The organism is Haloferax larsenii, assembly GCF_024730625.1.
Lineage (GTDB): Archaea > Halobacteriota > Halobacteria > Halobacteriales > Haloferacaceae > Haloferax > Haloferax larsenii.
In genome coordinates, this window is record NZ_CP078063.1 from 2,119,119 (window position 1) to 2,135,945 (window position 16,827).

18 protein-coding genes and 1 tRNA gene are annotated in these 16,827 nt (G+C 60.2%); 13 read left to right on the plus strand and 6 right to left on the minus strand.

The annotated features are described in order from the left end of the window. Nucleotides 1–182 precede the first annotated feature (182 nt). Complete coding sequence (locus tag KU306_RS11040) at nt 183–1,577, plus strand: sensor histidine kinase (protein ID WP_258301946.1); 1,395 nt, start codon at nt 183–185, stop codon at nt 1,575–1,577. 35 nt (nt 1,578–1,612) lie between these two features. On the opposite strand, the gene KU306_RS11045 is transcribed toward KU306_RS11040, so the two are convergent. Next, nucleotides 1,613–2,140, minus strand: coding sequence for a PH domain-containing protein (locus KU306_RS11045; protein ID WP_007539699.1), 528 nt, complete (start codon nt 2,138–2,140; stop codon nt 1,613–1,615). Beyond that, complete coding sequence (locus KU306_RS11050) at nt 2,137–2,901, minus strand: PH domain-containing protein (protein ID WP_007539701.1); 765 nt, start codon at nt 2,899–2,901, stop codon at nt 2,137–2,139. Before KU306_RS11050 ends, KU306_RS11045 begins: the two co-directional genes overlap by 4 nt. A gap of 167 nt (nt 2,902–3,068) precedes the next feature. Between KU306_RS11050 and KU306_RS11055 the strand changes: the two genes are divergently transcribed. The 5 genes from KU306_RS11055 to KU306_RS11075 all read left to right on the plus strand — a co-directional run bounded on the left by KU306_RS11055 (nt 3,069) and on the right by KU306_RS11075 (nt 8,336). Then, nucleotides 3,069–3,554, plus strand: a complete 486-nt coding sequence (locus KU306_RS11055) for an Lrp/AsnC family transcriptional regulator (RefSeq protein ID WP_007539703.1) — start codon at nt 3,069–3,071, stop codon at nt 3,552–3,554. After that, a complete protein-coding gene (locus KU306_RS11060; protein ID WP_007539705.1) occupies nt 3,551–4,705 on the plus strand; it encodes a pyridoxal phosphate-dependent aminotransferase in 1,155 nt (384 codons plus the stop codon). Before KU306_RS11055 ends, KU306_RS11060 begins: the two co-directional genes overlap by 4 nt. 120 nt (nt 4,706–4,825) lie before the next feature. Beyond that, nucleotides 4,826–5,254, plus strand: a complete 429-nt coding sequence (locus tag KU306_RS11065; protein ID WP_007539706.1) for a universal stress protein — start codon at nt 4,826–4,828, stop codon at nt 5,252–5,254. A 218-nt stretch (nt 5,255–5,472) separates the two neighbouring features. After that, entirely contained in the window at nt 5,473–6,183 is a 711-nt protein-coding gene (locus KU306_RS11070) for a DUF7504 family protein (RefSeq protein WP_258301947.1), read from the plus strand. Between the two features lie 50 nt (nt 6,184–6,233). Then, nucleotides 6,234–8,336 carry a hypothetical protein gene (locus KU306_RS11075; RefSeq protein ID WP_258301948.1) on the plus strand — a complete coding sequence of 701 codons (2,103 nt, stop codon included), beginning with the start codon at nt 6,234–6,236 and terminating at the stop codon, nt 8,334–8,336. Here the strand turns inward: KU306_RS11075 and KU306_RS11080 are convergent, their stop codons facing one another. The 3 genes from KU306_RS11080 to KU306_RS11090 all read right to left on the minus strand — a co-directional run bounded on the left by KU306_RS11080 (nt 8,337) and on the right by KU306_RS11090 (nt 10,479). Further along, on the minus strand, nt 8,337–8,480 hold the full coding sequence (locus KU306_RS11080; RefSeq protein ID WP_169316547.1) for a DUF7503 family protein: 144 nt from the start codon (nt 8,478–8,480) through the stop codon (nt 8,337–8,339). A 183-nt stretch (nt 8,481–8,663) separates the two neighbouring features. Continuing rightward, the gene (locus KU306_RS11085) at nt 8,664–9,254 is read right to left on the minus strand and encodes a response regulator transcription factor (protein ID WP_007539711.1); all 591 of its coding nucleotides are present in this window, start codon (nt 9,252–9,254) and stop codon (nt 8,664–8,666) included. Between the two features lie 151 nt (nt 9,255–9,405). After that, nucleotides 9,406–10,479 (minus strand): TrmB family transcriptional regulator, encoded by a 1,074-nt coding sequence (locus tag KU306_RS11090; protein ID WP_007539713.1) that lies wholly within the window; start codon nt 10,477–10,479, stop codon nt 9,406–9,408. A 201-nt stretch (nt 10,480–10,680) separates the two neighbouring features. On the opposite strand from KU306_RS11090, the gene KU306_RS11095 reads away from it, so the two are divergent. Next, nucleotides 10,681–11,598, plus strand: a complete 918-nt coding sequence (locus KU306_RS11095) for a glycosyltransferase family 2 protein (protein WP_258301949.1) — start codon at nt 10,681–10,683, stop codon at nt 11,596–11,598. A 135-nt stretch (nt 11,599–11,733) separates the two neighbouring features. On the opposite strand, the gene guaB is transcribed toward KU306_RS11095, so the two are convergent. After that, nucleotides 11,734–13,230, minus strand: coding sequence for an IMP dehydrogenase (gene guaB, locus KU306_RS11100; RefSeq protein ID WP_007539718.1), 1,497 nt, complete (start codon nt 13,228–13,230; stop codon nt 11,734–11,736). A gap of 371 nt (nt 13,231–13,601) precedes the next feature. Between guaB and KU306_RS19125 the strand changes: the two genes are divergently transcribed. The 6 genes from KU306_RS19125 (at nt 13,602) to KU306_RS11125 (ending at nt 16,764) form a co-directional block, all read left to right on the plus strand. Then, entirely contained in the window at nt 13,602–13,757 is a 156-nt protein-coding gene (locus KU306_RS19125) for a DUF8099 family protein (protein ID WP_484494627.1), read from the plus strand. 84 nt (nt 13,758–13,841) lie between these two features. Further along, nucleotides 13,842–14,771 carry a DUF5794 domain-containing protein gene (locus KU306_RS11105; RefSeq protein WP_258303395.1) on the plus strand — a complete coding sequence of 310 codons (930 nt, stop codon included), beginning with the start codon at nt 13,842–13,844 and terminating at the stop codon, nt 14,769–14,771. Nucleotides 14,772–14,834: 63 nt separating this feature from the next. After that, nucleotides 14,835–15,221 (plus strand): secondary thiamine-phosphate synthase enzyme YjbQ, encoded by a 387-nt coding sequence (locus tag KU306_RS11110; RefSeq protein WP_007539722.1) that lies wholly within the window; start codon nt 14,835–14,837, stop codon nt 15,219–15,221. 78 nt (nt 15,222–15,299) lie between these two features. Beyond that, a complete protein-coding gene (locus tag KU306_RS11115; protein ID WP_007539725.1) occupies nt 15,300–15,500 on the plus strand; it encodes a DUF5795 family protein in 201 nt (66 codons plus the stop codon). Between the two features lie 51 nt (nt 15,501–15,551). Next, a tRNA-Trp gene (locus KU306_RS11120) sits at nt 15,552–15,728 on the plus strand. Between the two features lie 751 nt (nt 15,729–16,479). Continuing rightward, the gene (locus tag KU306_RS11125; RefSeq protein ID WP_258301950.1) at nt 16,480–16,764 is read left to right on the plus strand and encodes an HNH endonuclease; all 285 of its coding nucleotides are present in this window, start codon (nt 16,480–16,482) and stop codon (nt 16,762–16,764) included. Nucleotides 16,765–16,827 lie beyond the last annotated feature (63 nt).

Genomic DNA, 16,827 nt, shown 5'->3' on the forward strand with positions numbered 1-16,827 from the left:
GAGCGACCGTTTCCGCGGGCGCGCCATTACTGCACGCCCGTCCTAAACTTGACCTAGAAACGACAAAAACGGCAGCGACGACGCCCCGCGCCGCCGCAGACTGTTATCAAAATAGATGATTCCCCCGAAAAGTATTACTGCTGGATGTCCGGAACTTCGAAGCAGCCACGCGGCGACTAGTCATGGACACTCCCAAAGAGCGCCAGATACACTTCGACCAAGCCCAGGAGATTGCCGACATCGGGAGTTGGCACCTGGACCTCCGTGAAGATTCATTTCACTGGTCGAAGAACTGCTATCGAATCTTCGGGGTTCCTCAGAACACGTCGATGACGTTCGAGCGGTTTCTGAGTCGAGTCCATCCCGACGACCGAAGCGAGGTCGAAGCGGAGTGGAACGCCGCCCTCGATGGCGACCCATACGATATCGAACACCGAATCGTGGTCGACGGCGAGACGAGGTGGGTCCGCGAACGGGGGGAACTAGAGTACGATTCCACCGGCGAGCCAGTACGCGCTATCGGCGTCGTCATGGACATCACCACCCGGAAAGCCCGCGAACGAGAGATACAAGTACGGAAGCGCCGGTATCAATCACTCTTTAACAGCATCCGAGACACCATTCTCGTCGCCGACGCCGACCGGACAATCGTCGACGGCAACCCCGCGTTCACCGACCTCTTCGGGTACGAACTCGACGATGTACTCGGGGTGTCAGTTCGAGTCATCTACGCGAGCGAGGCGGAGTTCCGCGAGGTCGGTCAGCGACTCGCGGAAAACTCTGACAAGCACATCACTGTCACGGCACAGTGCCAGAAGCGCTCCGGGCAGGTGTTCCCGGCCGAGATGACTATCGTCAGACGCAACGACACTGACGGGACGACACTCGGGTTCGTCGGCGTCATTCGAGACGTCTCGGAACGCGAGGACCGACTCCAGCAGATGAAAGTCATCGACCGCGTCCTTCGACACAACCTGCGGAACGACCTGAATCTCGTTCAAGGCTCCGCCGAGATGATTCTCGAATCGTCGGCGGAGTGTCCCGACTGCAACGCCCAGACGATTCTCGACACGAGTCGGCGACTGCTCGATACGGCACAGAAGTGGCGTCGAATCACGACGTTCCTCGCGGACCCGCCGGCGGACGACGTCATCGACGTCGGGTCCGTCGTGGACTCGGTCGTCTCTCGGGTTCGACAACGACACCCCAATGCGACCGTCACGGCCGACCAACCAGACGACTGTCGTGTCGATGCGACACAGGCCATCGGAGAAGCCATCGAGGAACTCCTCGAAAATGCGGTCGTCCACTCGGGACAGACGGCGGCGAACGTGGCGCTCCTCGTGAGTCACAGGGACGCTGTCGTCGAGATTCGTGTCGTCGACGACGGTCCACGAATCCCCGAGATGGAGCGGAAGGTGCTGACGCGAGAAGAGGAGATAGAACCGCTGTACCACGGGAGCGGACTCGGGCTGTGGCTGGTCAATTTAATCGTTCGGCAGTCGGGCGGGATGTTAGAGTTCGACGAAAACGAACCGCAGGGGAACATCGTGACCATCTTGCTCCCAACCGTCTGAACAGCGTTCGAGCAGTCAGAGGGGCGGTCTGGAGACTATTCGACTGCCGCGCGGAGCGCCCGAACTTCTTCGAGCACGGCAGTCCACTGTTCGACCGTCCCCGGAATCTCGTCGCGGTCGAGGTGTCGGTCGATTTCGGCTCGGACCTCGTGTGGGTCGTTGACCTTCTGGAAGCGAATCGCGCCACCGCCGGCCGCTTCGGCCGAGATAGTGCCGTAGCCAAACAGCGACCCGGTGATGTCCTGGGACAGCATGCTGTTTTGGATGCGGTCGAGCGAGACGCGCCGGACGTTCCGGGAGAGGACGCCCGTCTTCTTGTAGAGGGCTTCAGTGGTGACGACGTAGCGAGTGTTGACCACCCGGAGGTACGACCAGACCGGCGCGACGACTCCGAGGACGCCGACCAGAGCGAAGAGCGGTTGGTTCACCTGCACGGCGACGAGGGCAGCGCCTGCGAGGATGACCACGGCGGCGACGACCGCGGGGATGACTGTCTGGATGCGCGGGCGGCCATCCCAAACGACGGCCTCGTCCGTCTCGCCGAGCCACTCGATGTCGCTCATCGGTCGTCAGTCACCGACGCGTCGAACTCGAATTCGGTCGGCTCCAGTGGGTCCGGTGAGCTTCCGGTCTGGTCCGAGTTCGAATCAGGCTGGCCCGTGTTCGAATCGGGTGGTGAGTTGGGTGCCGAATCAGACGTCGAGTCGGATGTCGAGTCTGACGTCAGGTCGAAATCGTGCTCGCCCGTTTCGGTCGGTGACGTACCGGATGAGGTGCCCATCGCGTGGCTGGCGTCGCCCTCGACCGACTGGCTGGCGTCGCCTTCGATTGCTTCTCGAATTGCACGGAGTTCGGTGACGATGTCGTCGAGAACGGCTTCTTTCCCCTTCGAGCCGGCGTCGCCGCTCCGACCGCGCTTGAGTCGCTCGTTGACCAGACTCTGTAGCGACTGTGGTTCGGCCACGTTCTGGAAACTCATCTCCACGCCGCTTCCGCCGGCGGTGCTGATATCGACGGTTCCGTAGCCGAACTGCGCGCCGAAGAACGTCTGGCTGTAGGACGTATCCTGGACTTTGTCGAATTCGATGCGCTGGACGCTCCGAGAGAGGACGCCCGTCTTCTTGTAGAGCGCCTCGGTTGTGACGACGTAGTTCGTATTCTTGAACGAGAGATACGACCCCACGAGAAGCGGGATACCGATGATAACCAGCGAGAGTGGCACACCCACGATAAGCGCGGGGACGAGACTGTACGGATGCGGTGTGTCCGCCCAGAGGACTTCCTCCTCCTCGTCGAGGGTCAGCCAATCGAATTCTGTCTCCATAGTTGAAACGTTTCTCGCAGGAGATGGATAGGTTTTCCGCAGGCCGCTCGGGGGGGTGTGGACACAACTATGGCAACATATAACATTCTCGGAAGGGACAATTAGTTATCACTACTCGCCCGCTTGCTTGGGTAAACCATTTCAATGATGCCTGCAACGGAGTGGCCATGGACAAGCGGTCACTGCTCGACCTGCTGCGTCGCGATGCTCGCGAGAGTGTAGACGACATTGCCCGACAACTGGGCGCAGACGCCGAGGCAGTGGCAGCAGCGCTCGACGAACTCGAAGCCGACGGGGTCGTCCGGGGCTACCAGGCCGTCGTGGACTGGGACCGCGTCGCGGACGAGCACGTCCGCGCGCAAGTCGAAGTCGACGTCGAACTCGACCGCGAGACGGGATACGAAGAGATTGCGACCCGAATCGCGCGATTCCCCGAAGTCGCCACGCTCAGACTCGTCTCCGGCGACTACGACTTCTTTATCGAGGTCGAAGGCGAGTCGATGCACGACGTGTCGAACTTCGTCTCCGAGCGCATCGCCCCCATCCCGGAAGTCACCAAGACGGTGACGCACTTCGTGATGGACTCCTACAAGGAGGAGGGCATCGAACTCGGTGACGGCGACGACGACGACCGTCTCTCAGTGTCACCATGACGTTCGGCGACCACCTCTCGGAGCGCGTCGAACAGGTGCCACCGTCTGGAATCCGGCGGTTCTTCGAACTCGCCGAGGAAGTAGACGACGTCATCTCTCTCGGTGTCGGCGAACCGGACTTCTCGGCCCCGTGGGCCGCCCGAACTGCGGCCATCGACTCGCTCGAACGCGGCAAAACCTCGTACACGTCCAACCGTGGGATGCGCGAACTCCGTGAAGCCATCTCGGAGCGCGTCACTCGCTACGGACAGGAGTACGACCCCGAAGACGAGATTATCGTCACGACCGGCGCGAGCGAAGCGGTCGACCTCGCCTTCCGGGCGTTCGTCGACCAGGGCGACGTCGTCGCCATCCCACAACCGTCGTACATCTCGTACACGCCGGGGGCACTCTTCGCCGGTGGCGAGCCACTTCCGGTGCCGACCCACGCGGAAGACGAGTTCAAACTGACGCCCGAGGCGCTGGAAGCCGCCGGTGCCGACGAGGCCGACGTGTTGGTGCTCTGCTATCCGAACAATCCGACCGGCGCGGTGATGACCGACGACGAACTGGCCGACGTCGCCGAGTTCGTCCGGGAGCACGACCTCATCGTCCTCTCGGACGAAATCTACGCCGACCTCCGGTACGAAGACGACCACGCCTCCATCGCGACCCACCCGGGCATGCGCGAGCGAACCATCGTGTTCAACGGCTTTTCGAAGGCGTACGCGATGACCGGCCTGCGTCTCGGGTACGCCATGGGACCGCCGGAGGCTATCGACGCGATGAACAAGGTCCACCAGTACGCGATGCTGTCGGCTCCGACGACCGCGCAGTACGCCGCGCTCGAAGCGTTGCGGTCCTGTGACGACGCCGTCGAGGAGATGGTAAGCGAGTACGACCGCCGCCGCCGGTTCGTTCTCGCCCGGTTCGAAGAGATGGGCATGGACTGCTTCGAAGCGAAAGGCGCGTTCTACGTCTTCCCCGAGGTTCCCGACGGCGACGACGAAGCGTTCGCCGAAGGTCTCCTCGAAGAGCAGAACGTCGCTCTCGTGCCGGGGAGCGTCTTCGGCTCCGGCGGTGAGGGCCATCTCCGCGTCTCCTACGCGACGAGCATGAAGGAACTTCGCGTGGCGATGAACCGCATCGAGGCGTACGTCACAGGCACATAGTCGGGACGTACGTCACAGATATCTCATCGAGGCCGCCGTTACAGAGTCTAACTCGGCTTCGGCATCCGATAATCCCCCGTGTGCGAAGGGTTGACACTCTTCGGGCACGTACGTTCTGGTATGTACGACGAGATACTGCTTCCAGTCGATGGGAGTCCTGCGTCTGAGCAAGCGATTCCTCACGTGTTCGGCTTCGCAGAGATGTACGACGCGACCGTCCACGTGCTATTCGTCGCAGACACCGAACACGACGGCGTGGGCGGCATCGTTGGCGGCGAAGTCCTCGCAGGACTCGAAAATGAAGGTCAGAAACTCGTCGATGGCATCGTCAATCGAGCACACGAACGCGACATCGACGCGGTGGGTGTCGTCGAGAGGGGGTCGCCACACGAGACGATACTTGAGTACGCCACCGACCACGACATCGACGTCATCGTGATGGCCACCCACGGACGGACGGGTATCGAACGTGTATTGCTCGGAAGCGTGACCGAACGTGTCGTCAGACAAGCATCTGTGCCGGTGTTGACGGTCCGGGAAGCGACGTAAACGACGTAGGCGACGGACACAGGAGAAGCGACAGTACCCGAAGGAAAACGCGAGACTCTCGTCGTACTATCGGTCTGGGAACTCAGCGGTCACACTATCTCGGGTCGTGGTCAATGTTAGCGTGCAGAGGTCGCTGCAAGAATTGTGTTAGTTGCCACCATTGTTCGAGAGACCAACACGCAAAGTATTATTAAATATGGTTTCGTCAACCAACATGAATGGCGTCGGGAGGAAATACGGAGACGACTATCGCCGACAAGAAGTCCGAGTTCCAACTCGGGTTAGAAGCACTCAAACAACGCGGAAGTGCACTTCTTGTCGTTGGTTCCGTCCCGACTGAACTGTACGCGAGGGCCTCGAAACAGATGCTCGGGGCCCCCGACGAGTCGCGACGCCGTCTCCTCGTGTTGAACAGTACGACATCGGTGGAGAATCGTCTCGACCCGTCCATCGAACGCTCTACAGAGTGTACCCGGACGATTCGGTATACGGCACTCGCTCGCGGGACAGCCGCAGCCACCCCGCACGAACCGTCGCTAATCTCTGATTCCTGTGAACGGCGCGTCACTGGCGAGATGGGCCAACTCGGTGCCGAGATTACGACAGACATCACGGAATTCGACAGACTCGCAAACGGCCTCGACCCGGCCGAACTTCGCGTCGCATTCGACTGCCTTCCAACACTGCTCGAAGAATACGACAAAGAGCACGTCTTTCGGTTCTTGCACGTGCTGACGACGCACGTTCGTTCGAGAAAGGGGATGATTCACGTGTGGTCCCCCGGCGAACGAGACGACGTGGTCAACAGAACACTGGAACCGCTTTTCGACGCTGTCGTCGAGCTAACCGTCGATGGGACCGAAGCCAAGCAGCGGTGGCACCTCAACACCGTCGACGTATCGTCCGGCTGGTTCGTCCTCGAACCCTGAAACTCGCCCTACCAATACGCTTTTCACTCGAATCACGACATATACTAACAATGGAACAGTCCGGTCTGGGTGAAGGGTCCGACGCCTCCGTGGGCCTGGAGGTTGGGTTTTCACTCCCGTCAGACAGTGCTGGCCTACTCGTTCGAGACCAAATTGAACGACATCAATTCAGGTTGGAAACGCCCGCACCAGTCACTCCCAAACCGGTAGACGAGACCCGATTTTGGTTCCCGACAGACGCCGCAGTCTGCATCGAAACCGACCGCATCGACATCGCTGCCAACACGGTCGTCTGCGTTCGCGACGATGCTGGCTCGATGCTTGCACAGGTCGACCAGCGCCGCGCCGAGCAGTTCGGACCGGGAACGTACAGTCTCGAACTGTTCGGGCCCGTGAAGACGTATCTCAAAGTCGACGGTCCGTTCACTATCGATGCCAAACCGCTGGAGACGAGCATCTCTCTCGACGAATCGCAGGGTGTTCTGGTCGGTGCTCGCTCGTCGCACGAGTCGCCGGCCGCGACTATCACGACGACGGACGACCCGGCAGACGTGATGAAAGCCGTCTCGGCGTTCAGTTCGGCACTCAAGACGACGAGCGTCGAGCGGTCCTACCCCACACTCAGGGGCCATCCGCCGCTTTTGGAACTCGGAGACGAACTCGATATTCCGGAGGGGATGCACGCCGCCGACACCGGCATCCGACTCGAAATCCCGCCGGACCTACGACATATCTTCGTCGTGGCACCGCTCGCGTACTATCTCGGTGCCGAACTCGTCTCGGGGCCTCGACCGCGACTCGTCACTGACAGCGGTTTCGTTCACGAGTTCGATGGTCCGCGCGCGTTCGAAGACGACGTTGCACGCGCGCTCAAACAGACGTTTTTCCTCGACTGCGTCGTCCGAACGGAGGGAATCTACGCCGTCGACCTGCACGAACGCGAAGTGGTCGAGTCTCGCCTCGACATCGATGCCGAGGCACTGTACGACGCACCGCTTGGAGAGCAACTCAAGGCCTATTTCGACGTCCCATACGAGCAAATCAAGGACCTCGTTCCCGAGTGGAAGCTGACCACACACGTTGCCCCCCAACCCGACAACGTCGAACTGCTTCCCTTCGTGACGAACGACTTGGCCGTGGTTCGAACACCAGACGGCACGGAAGTCCCTCACTCGGAAGTCGAGGCGTCGGCCGTAGACGACTTCCTTCGAGACGATATCGTGCGGAGTACGGGGGCGACGACCGGACGAGAGACCTACGTCAAGCCGCAATCGACCGACTCGGTCGAACAGGCGTGGATTAGCGACGGAACGCCCGTCGGCGCGAGTAAGACGACACCGGCGGCGTATCAGAACAGACTCCAGCGCAAACCAGCAGACGGTGACATCGGTATAACCGTCGTCTGCAACGACCAGGAGATGTTGGCCGAAAGCGACGTCGTCGACGAGGTGTACGGGTCACGCGAGGAACTCGCGTTCGACGTCGACGCCCACTACGACCTCTCTCGCGACGAGTTACGCTCGGTCCTTGCAGAACCAACTGACTTCCTGCACTATATCGGTCATATCGACGGCGAGGGCTTCCAATGCCGTGATGGGAAGGTCGACGCCGAGACGCTAGACCACGTCGGAACCGGGGCGTTCTTCCTCAACGCTTGTCAGTCGTATGACCAGGGACTAGCGCTCGTCGAAGCAGGAGCTATCGGTGGTATCGTCACGTTCAGCGACGTTATCAACAGTCAAGCGGTCGGCGTGGGTCGAACGCTTGCGCGATTGTTGAACACTGGATTCCCACTGCAGACTTCTCTTGATGTCGTCCGAAAAGACAGTGATGTTGCACACCAATACGGTGTTGTTGGTGATGGTGGAATCTCTGTCGTGCAAACTGAAAATGGAACTGCGGTCCTATGCGAAGTAACCCAAGTAGATAATGATGCGTATCACCTTTCGTATCAAGTGTATCCAACCTCTCGGTGTGGTCTTGGGTCTCTGATTCGTCCCGCATTCCCAGATAATAACAGCTACTATCTGGGGTCTCAGCGAATAAATAATGTCAAAATGACACAGGATGAGCTGCGTGACTTTCTCTCTCTAGAGAATATGCCAATCATCTACGACGACTCGATACACTGGGATGAAGGGTTTTTGACTTAGTTACGGACCGTAAATGACACTTGCACTCCCTCCTGCTGCCGCACTACCTGCTTGCGACAGCAGGAGGGTGAGCGTGAACAGGACGCCCATCATTCGCGGATTCTGACGAAGGTACGAAACCATCGAGTTGGTGTTGTCGGACATTGCACTCACACCGAGGAGCGACTACAAAATATAAATTTTCGTGTAATTCTGATATATAATTAACTTAATTAAGTAGCATCAATAACACATTAAACGAGGAATAGTTGGCTAATCTCTCTGTTGTCGATGATTGAAAGGAAAAAGCCGCGGAACAGTTCCCGGATCGTTATCGCGTCGACCGGTCTACGAATCTTGGGAGTCAGACGACTCACCGATGTCTCGGTACACTGCCGTGACCCCTTTGGTATCGTCAAGTTGTCCAAGTGTTTCGTCTAACTCAGCGCGCAGTTCGTTCAGCTGCGCGGTGAGTTCTTGGTACTCCTCGTTGTCTTTGAGCGTCGCTTCGTCTTTCTCTGATTCGAGCAGGGCTTTCTTGGACGCGAGAGAAAAGAGGTCCTGAATCCCTGTATCGTAGTCGTTTCGCAACAGGAGGTTCGAGACGGTTTCAGTCAACGCCTCGCGAGAGACCGGTTTCACGAGGTAGTCGTCGAAGCCCATGGCGATGATGTCGAAGTCAGGTTCGACGGCTGTCACCATCGCGACGCGGCACTCGAAGCCGCGGTCGCGGATTTCGGCGAGGGCCTCGTCTCCCGAGAGGTCGGGCATCCGACGGTCGAGGAGAACAACGTTGACCTCGTTGTCCAGTTTCTCAAGGGCTTCGCGACCACCGTAAGCGACACGAACACGGTAGTCTTTCCTAAGCCAGGTTGCGTACAGATCGGCGAGGTCCGGCTCATCTTCGACGATGAGCACGAGTGGCTGTTCATCACTCATTGGTAGTTCAGTGGTGTTCCGGGAACACTCACGAAATTGAATGTCGTGCGGTGGTATATCAAAATACCCCTTGTCAGTCGTGGTGTCCTGAACAGGTTTGTACAAAATATGCGGCCTACGTGTTGTTATACATTTCGGCGATGATGACTGTTCAAGAAATCACTTCGATGGTAATTCTGTTCGCCTCGACCTCTTCGAGAACTGCACCCCACCCACCGACCGAATATGTCTCGTCTTCGGTTTCGACCGTCAAGCAGACCTGTCCCGCAAGTTCAGAAAACGACAGTGAGTCGTTTGGTGTCGAGACCGCCGTGTAATAGAGGTCGGTTAGCTCTCCGGTGAACTCGACTGACTCACCGCTTTCTGTCTCGTGCCCGACAATATTCGTGACGATGCGCTTGCCCTCGTCGAGCAACGGCTTTGCATCCTGAACGAAGTTCCGGATATCAGAGTAGATAATTGGTGGTTCGTTCGAATGCGTGCAGTAGATGACGTCCCAGACCTCCCAGAGAGCCGTCTGGAAGTACCAGTGGAACACGTACGTCATCGTGTAGTCGTCGACGAGCACCCCGTATTGGTTGACCGAGTTCGCGTGCGGGGCGAAGCACGTTCCAGTCCTGTCGACGATGGCGATAAACGGTGTCGGGAGTGTCCGACGGCGGACTTCTGTCGCCACTCCCTCGAACAATCGTTTGTCGACCGAGTCGAGTGTGTCTCCCTGTTCGGGGTGCAGAGAGACTTTCACCAGTGCGCCGTTTTCGTGCGCCCGCGACAACGCAGGCCTGAGTGCTTCGAGTTGCTCCGGCGTGACAGAGACTTGAACCTCGCTCGTCGCGTCCCGAATCAGCTCTTCGGCCCGACCGAACACTGTTTCGAATCGCTTGACGATACTCAGCATGTGTCGGTCGACGGCCGGCTCTTGCCAGCGCGTCTCAATCTCTGACGCCGCCTTGTCGAGTTGGTTTGCTCTGTTCTTGAGATCCTCCATAACCGTTTCTGGGTTGCACGCCCGTGCGTGGAGGCTGTCCTGTTCGTACGTTTCGATATACCCGTTTGCTTCGAGGTCACGGAGAACGTCGTATATTCGCGCCGTTGGAACGGCACACGCGTCGGCTAACTCCGTCGCACTCGCCGCCCCCAGCTGAAGAAGTGCAACGTACGCCTCCGCTTGATACTGTGATAATCCAGCGTTTCGAAGCGCGGTACGCAGCTCCGCGGAATCCATCGCTCTGTAGATGCAGGGTATGCTTCCCTATTAATCATCCTCTATGACTTCGGCTGCGTGCAGAACGCACACACGCTACATATAGTGTAGTCGCAGTCGCCGCGTTCGACGGACAGGCCGTGCTCATCCCGTCAGGACCACGATTCACCCCAATAGTGTCGATTGGAAATGTATATAAAAAATCAATAATGTAGTCGATGCATGAGTGACCCACCGGCGACAACCATCCTCCTTCCGACGATTCGGTGGACAGATGCATGCGAGGAAGTCGCAAAGCAACTCACACCGGAGGACGAACTGCTACTCGTCTGTGACGACGAGTCCGACCCCATCACAAGCCGAGAGGGTGGGCTGCCGGACGGGGTTCGAATCGTGAACGCCGGAGAACCGGCGGGGTGCTCCGGGAAGGCGAACGCGATTATCGCGGGCATGCGCGAAGCCAAACACGACCGCATCGTCTGGACGGACGACGACTTCTATCACCCACCAGACTGGCTGGCGAAGCTACACGCCGCCTACGAGGAACACGGACCGGTCACCGAGATGCCGTTTTTCGTCGGCCGCGACCCGCTCTCGATGCTCCTCGAACCGGTTTACGCGGTCGGCGGGACGCTCAGCGTCTACGCCGACGACATCGTCTGGGGTGGCGCGGTGCTGTTCGAGCGGTCGGACCTCGACGTCGAGGCGTTCTTCGCCGACCTTCGGCGCACGGTGAGCGACGACGGAATACTCACCGAACACCTCGACGTAACGCCGCTTCGACGCGCACGGCGCGTTCCAGTCGGCGGGTCGATTCGCGACACGCTCGAACGGCACGTCCGATTCACGCAAATCGTTCGCTATCACGACCCGAAGGGGATGGTCGTGATGGTCCTCCTCGCAACGCTCGTCTCGGTTGGGGCTGTCGCGTTCCCGCTTCCTGCCCTCGTGCTCTTGACGCTCTTCCAACTGGGCCTCTACGCTGCCGTCGGTGAGCCTCGGTGGACGTTCCTTCTGGCGTACCCCGCGGCACTCGCCCAAGTCCCGCTTTTCCTGTACGGGCTGGCGCGTCGGACCTTCGTCTGGGGCGGCCGTCGCTACCGCTGGCGCAAGAAGTTCGACGTGGAGGTCGTCTTCTGAAGATGGCGTTCCTCGATGGAATTTCGAACGCCGAGGTGTTCCGAGAAGATAGCGACCGGTCCGAAAGCGGAATAAAGAGCGTTCTGAGCGTCGAGTCCAACAAAAGGTGACGAACGCGAACGCGTTCCCGTGGGGTTACTCGCTCGGACTGTAGTTCGGCGCTTCGTCGGTAATCATCACGTCGTGGGGGTGGCCTTCGGTCTGGCCAGCGGCGGAGACGCGAACGAAGCGAGCGCGCTCTTTGACTTCCGGAATCGTCTCGGCACCGACGTAGCCCATGCCGGACTGCATGCCACCGACGAGCTGGTGGAGTTCAGACGCGAGCGACCCCTTGTACGGCGTCGCGGCCTCGACGCCCTCGGGGACGTACTCCTCGTCTTCGTTGTCTTCCTTGAGGTAGCGGTCGGCACCGCCGGACTGCATCGCACCGACGGACCCCATGCCACGGTACTGCTTGTACTTCTTGCCGTTCATCGTGATGACGCGGCCGGGGGCCTCGTCTGTGCCTGCGAAGTACGAACCGAGCATGACGGCATCGGCACCGGCGGCAACGGCCTTGATGGCGTCGCCGGAGTAGCGGATGCCACCGTCGGCGATGACGGGCACGTCGTACTCGGCGGCGACGTCAGCGACTTCTGCGACGGCCGTAATCTGGGGCATACCAGACCCGGAAACGACGCGGGTCGTACAGATGGAACCGGGGCCGATACCGACCTTGAGACCGTCTGCGAAGTCGACGATTTCCGCGGCCGCTTCGCGCGTGCCGACGTTGCCGACGACGACGTCGGCCTCGACGGTCTCTTTGATTTCGCGGGCGGCGTCGATGACGTTGAGGTTGTGCGCGTGGGCGCAGTCGATGAAGATGACGTCCGCACCGGCCTCGTCGGCCATCTGGGCGCGCTCGTCGTCGAACGGGCCGACTGCGACACCACAGACGAGGCGTCCGTCATCGTCGCGGGCGGCGTTCTCGTGTTCGCGGCGCTGGAGGATGCCCTGCATCGTGACGAGGCCGACGAGTCGGCTGTCGTCGTCGACGATGGGGACGCGCTCGATTTTGTGGTCGTACATGAGTTCGAGGGCGTCCCGGGCGCTCACGTCGCGTGTGGCCGTGATGACCTCGTCAGTCATGGCTTCGCGGACTTCGTCGGCCTCGCCGACTTCGAGGTACGGGCGGATGTCCGTGCCGGAGATGATGCCGAGGACGACGTCGTCCTCGCCGACGACGGGTGCACCGGAGACGCCGGCGCGCTCCATCATCTCGTCGACCTCGCTGATGGTCTGTTCGGGTCGCGCCGTGACCACGTCGTCGCGGCGGATGACCAGTTCGTCGGCGCGCTTGACGCGCTCTATCTCTTGGACCATCGCCTCTGCGTCCATGTTGCGGTGCAGAACACCGAGGCCGCCCTCGCGGGCCATCCCGATGGCCATCCGGCTCTCGGTGACAGTGTCCATCGCAGCAGAGAGAATCGGAATATTGAGTTCGACGTTCTTCGAGACGCGCGTCGAGACGTCCGCGTCGTCTGGCTCGACCCGACTTTCCATGGGTCGGAGCAGTACGTCGTCGAATGTGAGGGATTCGGGTACCCGAAGCTTCTCGGTGAAGGGTTCTTGGTCAGGAACGTCGTTCGCCATATCAAGCGTGGTTTCGGGGGCAACAAAAGGGTTGCGAGATGGCACAGGCGTGCAGATGTTTGGCAAACCTGGCGGGCGAGATATACACGGTGGTGGTTACATTCGCGCGACTTGATGAGTTCACTCGTGTGCAAGTGTGACAGACTATCGTAATGCAAGTCGGTCGTGAATAATCATCATGTTCACGAACGTGTACCACAGTATCATAGGCCACTAGAGAAATATCCGAAGATTTCACACCACCATTTAAAAAAGAGCCAAATATGTCTGTGTTCCATGCGGTCGTATCCCACACAACGTTTAATACTCCTGTCCGAAATTCGTTGTGTATGGACTCCACGTGTCCCGTTGCATCGCGTATTGCCGGTCAGATGAACCTCGACTCCGGCATTCTCTTTACACCGATGTGGCAGACATTTAAACGGGAGTTCAAACCAGGACACAATGGACGAAACGTACGAACCTCTCGTACGCGTTTGTCTGAATTGCGTCCTTATCGCCGCTTGGGCCATGGTCAAGGCCAATAACACGTAATGAGTGTCTCACGTCACCCAGTCGCCCTTCGTCTAGAGCAACAGGTAGGTGGTGCGACCCGGCTTCTCGCCACCGTCATGGCGCTCCCTCTCGTCGACGGAATCTTCCCCGCGCTCATCATCGCGGGGGCGTTGAACTCCGTCACGGGTATCTTACAGACTGGTCTCCTCATCTTCGGTGGGTCGGCGACGGTCGCCGTCATCCTCGCAGAGATGGAGGGCTCGCGCCGCGAGCAGCTCACGTCTATCCTGCTCCTGGGCGCGTTCCTCATCCCGATTGCGGTCACCGAGGCCGCCATCGCGGAGACCATCGAGACGCTACTCAACTTCGAGGTCTTCCACCGCTTCGCCGGGCTGGTCATCCTGGCCATCGCCGCGAAGACGGCTTCCTCGAAGGTCGGCGAATATCTCCCGTCACCAAGTGTCATCATCGGTCTCGGTCTCGTTGCCAGCTTCAACCCCGCGGGCGCTGAACTCGTCGTCAGCCCGGACCCGTCCCGGCTCATCAACGCCGGTGCGGCCGCCGGAACCGGCGTCGGCTTCGCCGGTGCTGTCGCCGTCTTCGCGCCCCGTCTGCGCGGCAACGTCGACATCGACCTCTTCCGCTTCGGGAGTTCGGTCGCGCTCGGCATGCTCGCGCTCGACGTCCTCGGCCTGATGCCGACGCAGGCACCCGTCGCACTCGGCGTCCTCGGCGTCACGGCGCTTTTCGCCTTCGACCCCGGGTCGGCAGCCGACCCCGAATCCGACGTCGCGGCCGACGCTTCGTCTGCCGGTGCCGACTTCGACGACGCACCCGCAGTCGAGTCCCCGTCATCCCACTCGGTCGATGGCGCGGTCGCCGACGGTGGTGACGACGTTTCGGGCGGTGTCTCAGCCGGCGACGTTGCTGGTGAGGCGGTCGTCGCCGACGCCGACGACGCAGTCGTCGAAGACACGGACGACGACTCGCCCGAACCCGGATACGGCTATCCCGGCGAGGGAGAGTCACGCGCGCCGTGGCTGTAGTTCAGGGTCTCATTTTTTCGCATCGCGAGCCGTCTTTTTCCACCTGCGCACCGAACGCGGTGTATGCGCCGAACCTTCGACATCCAGACCGACCGGCGTCTCCAAGCTATCGACGTTACTCGGCAGGTCTCTAAGGCGCTCCCGTCGGACGCGGACGGCGTCTGTACCGTCTTTTCGCGTCACACGACGACGGGCGTCTGCGTCAACGAGGCGGAGTCACGACTCTTGGGAGATATTGAGACGATGCTCGCCGAGAGCGTTCCGGACGACGGCTGGGACCACGACACACTCGACGGAAACGCCGACTCGCATCTTCGCGCGCTTCTCGTCGGCAACGGTGTCTCGATACCTGTCGTCGACGGTGAGTTAGACCTCGGTCGCTGGCAGTCGGTCCTTCTCGTCGAGTGCGACGGCCCGCGGACGCGAACCGTGACCGTGGCGATGCCGTAACTCGGGTCCAGTGCCGGAGGGCTTACTTACCTCGGCGCGTTTCGTCGGGACATGAGTAACCGCGTCGTACAAGGGCGGATGGTCACTCCAGAGACGCTGGCCGAACTCGTCGAAGGCGAGCGGCCGATGGAAGCCGAAGCGATTCAGGACGCCGACTTCGACTGCCCCGAATGCGGAGAGAACGTCATCTCGGTCGGCTACATGCCGAGTATTACGGAATTCGTGACCGCCTACAAGTGCCAAGAGTGCGACTGGGCGGACGACGACCGCGACGAGTAGAATCGAAACCCCTTTAAGAAAAATCGCCATACGAAAGAGTGCACGCAAATCGGGGCTGTGGCCAAGCCCGGCATGGCGACTGACTCCAGAGGCTTGGCGCCCGGGACGACACTCCAGCTGATATACAGAGCGGCCGACTGATCATCGGTCGTGTTGAAGACCCTCTGGAGTTCCGAGGCGCACACCGGAGATATCAGTCGATCGGGGGTTCAAATCCCTCCGGCCCCACTCTAACCTTAATTCTAACGCAGGGTTTTAACAAGGAGCAGCGGCGCTGTAAACGACCCTGCAGCACACCGGGGGTGTTTCCCCGTGTGTGACTCTCCAAACCCGGAGAGCAGCGGCTCTGCGGACGAGAGCGGGGGTAATTCTCGCAAGTTCCCCTTAGGGAGAAGTGACGACTTCGACGCGGACCCAAAGGACCAGTGGCGTCCTGACGACCCAAAGATACCCGTCGCACGGCCACTAACGCGTCTCGACTCGCCCAACCAGATGACAATCTGGGATAAGAGTCCCAGAGAACCGAAGTACGACGGAGGGCCGGACTACTACATCCAAGACCCACCAGCCTTTGACCCTCCTGAGCGGCGGCACTGGTGGCGACTCGTCAAGTACAAATGCGCGAGCTGTAACCAGCGCTGCCTTGTCGACCATGCTGAACAGGCGGCCAAGTACCGAGAATGTCGGGGGTGCGCGCGTGTTCCTGCGCTCGACCAAAAGGTGAGAGACCACCGTCTCACCAGCCTGTTGTGGGCACACCAAGCCGTCAAAGAAACCACCGCAAGGTCCGGTGAGGCGACGACCGTCTTGCCCGCGCCGAGCGCCCCGAGGCGCGGGAGGGAGGAGCCTGCCGGAAGCGAGGGCTTGCCCCTCGACCCGGAAGCCGGGCCGCAAGAGGCCGACGGCCGTCGGCCGAAAACGAGCGGCGGTAAGGCCCAGTGCCGTCTGAACGATTCTGCTCGTGCTGACGGAGGCGAGCGTGACCGATGATGCTGCTCTAACCCTCCACCACACAGGCGAGGGTTACGAGTACGTTAGGTGCCGGAGCGGCGGCGACGACGCGACGGTTTACATCCATCGGCTGGTCTTCGTAGCAGAGTACGGTCTTGATGCGCTTCCCGTAGGGTGGCACGTACATCACGAGATTTCGATTCCGTGGCTGAACACACCGGAAAACCTCGTCGCTGTAGAGCCGGTGGCTCACAGCCGCCACCACCTGCAGGGCGAACCCCTCTCAACTGACGGAGGTTCGTGTGAGCAGTGAGGGTGCTCACGACTCGCCCCAGCAAGGGGTGGCCTCTCGGCCTTCCAAGGAGACTAACTCTGT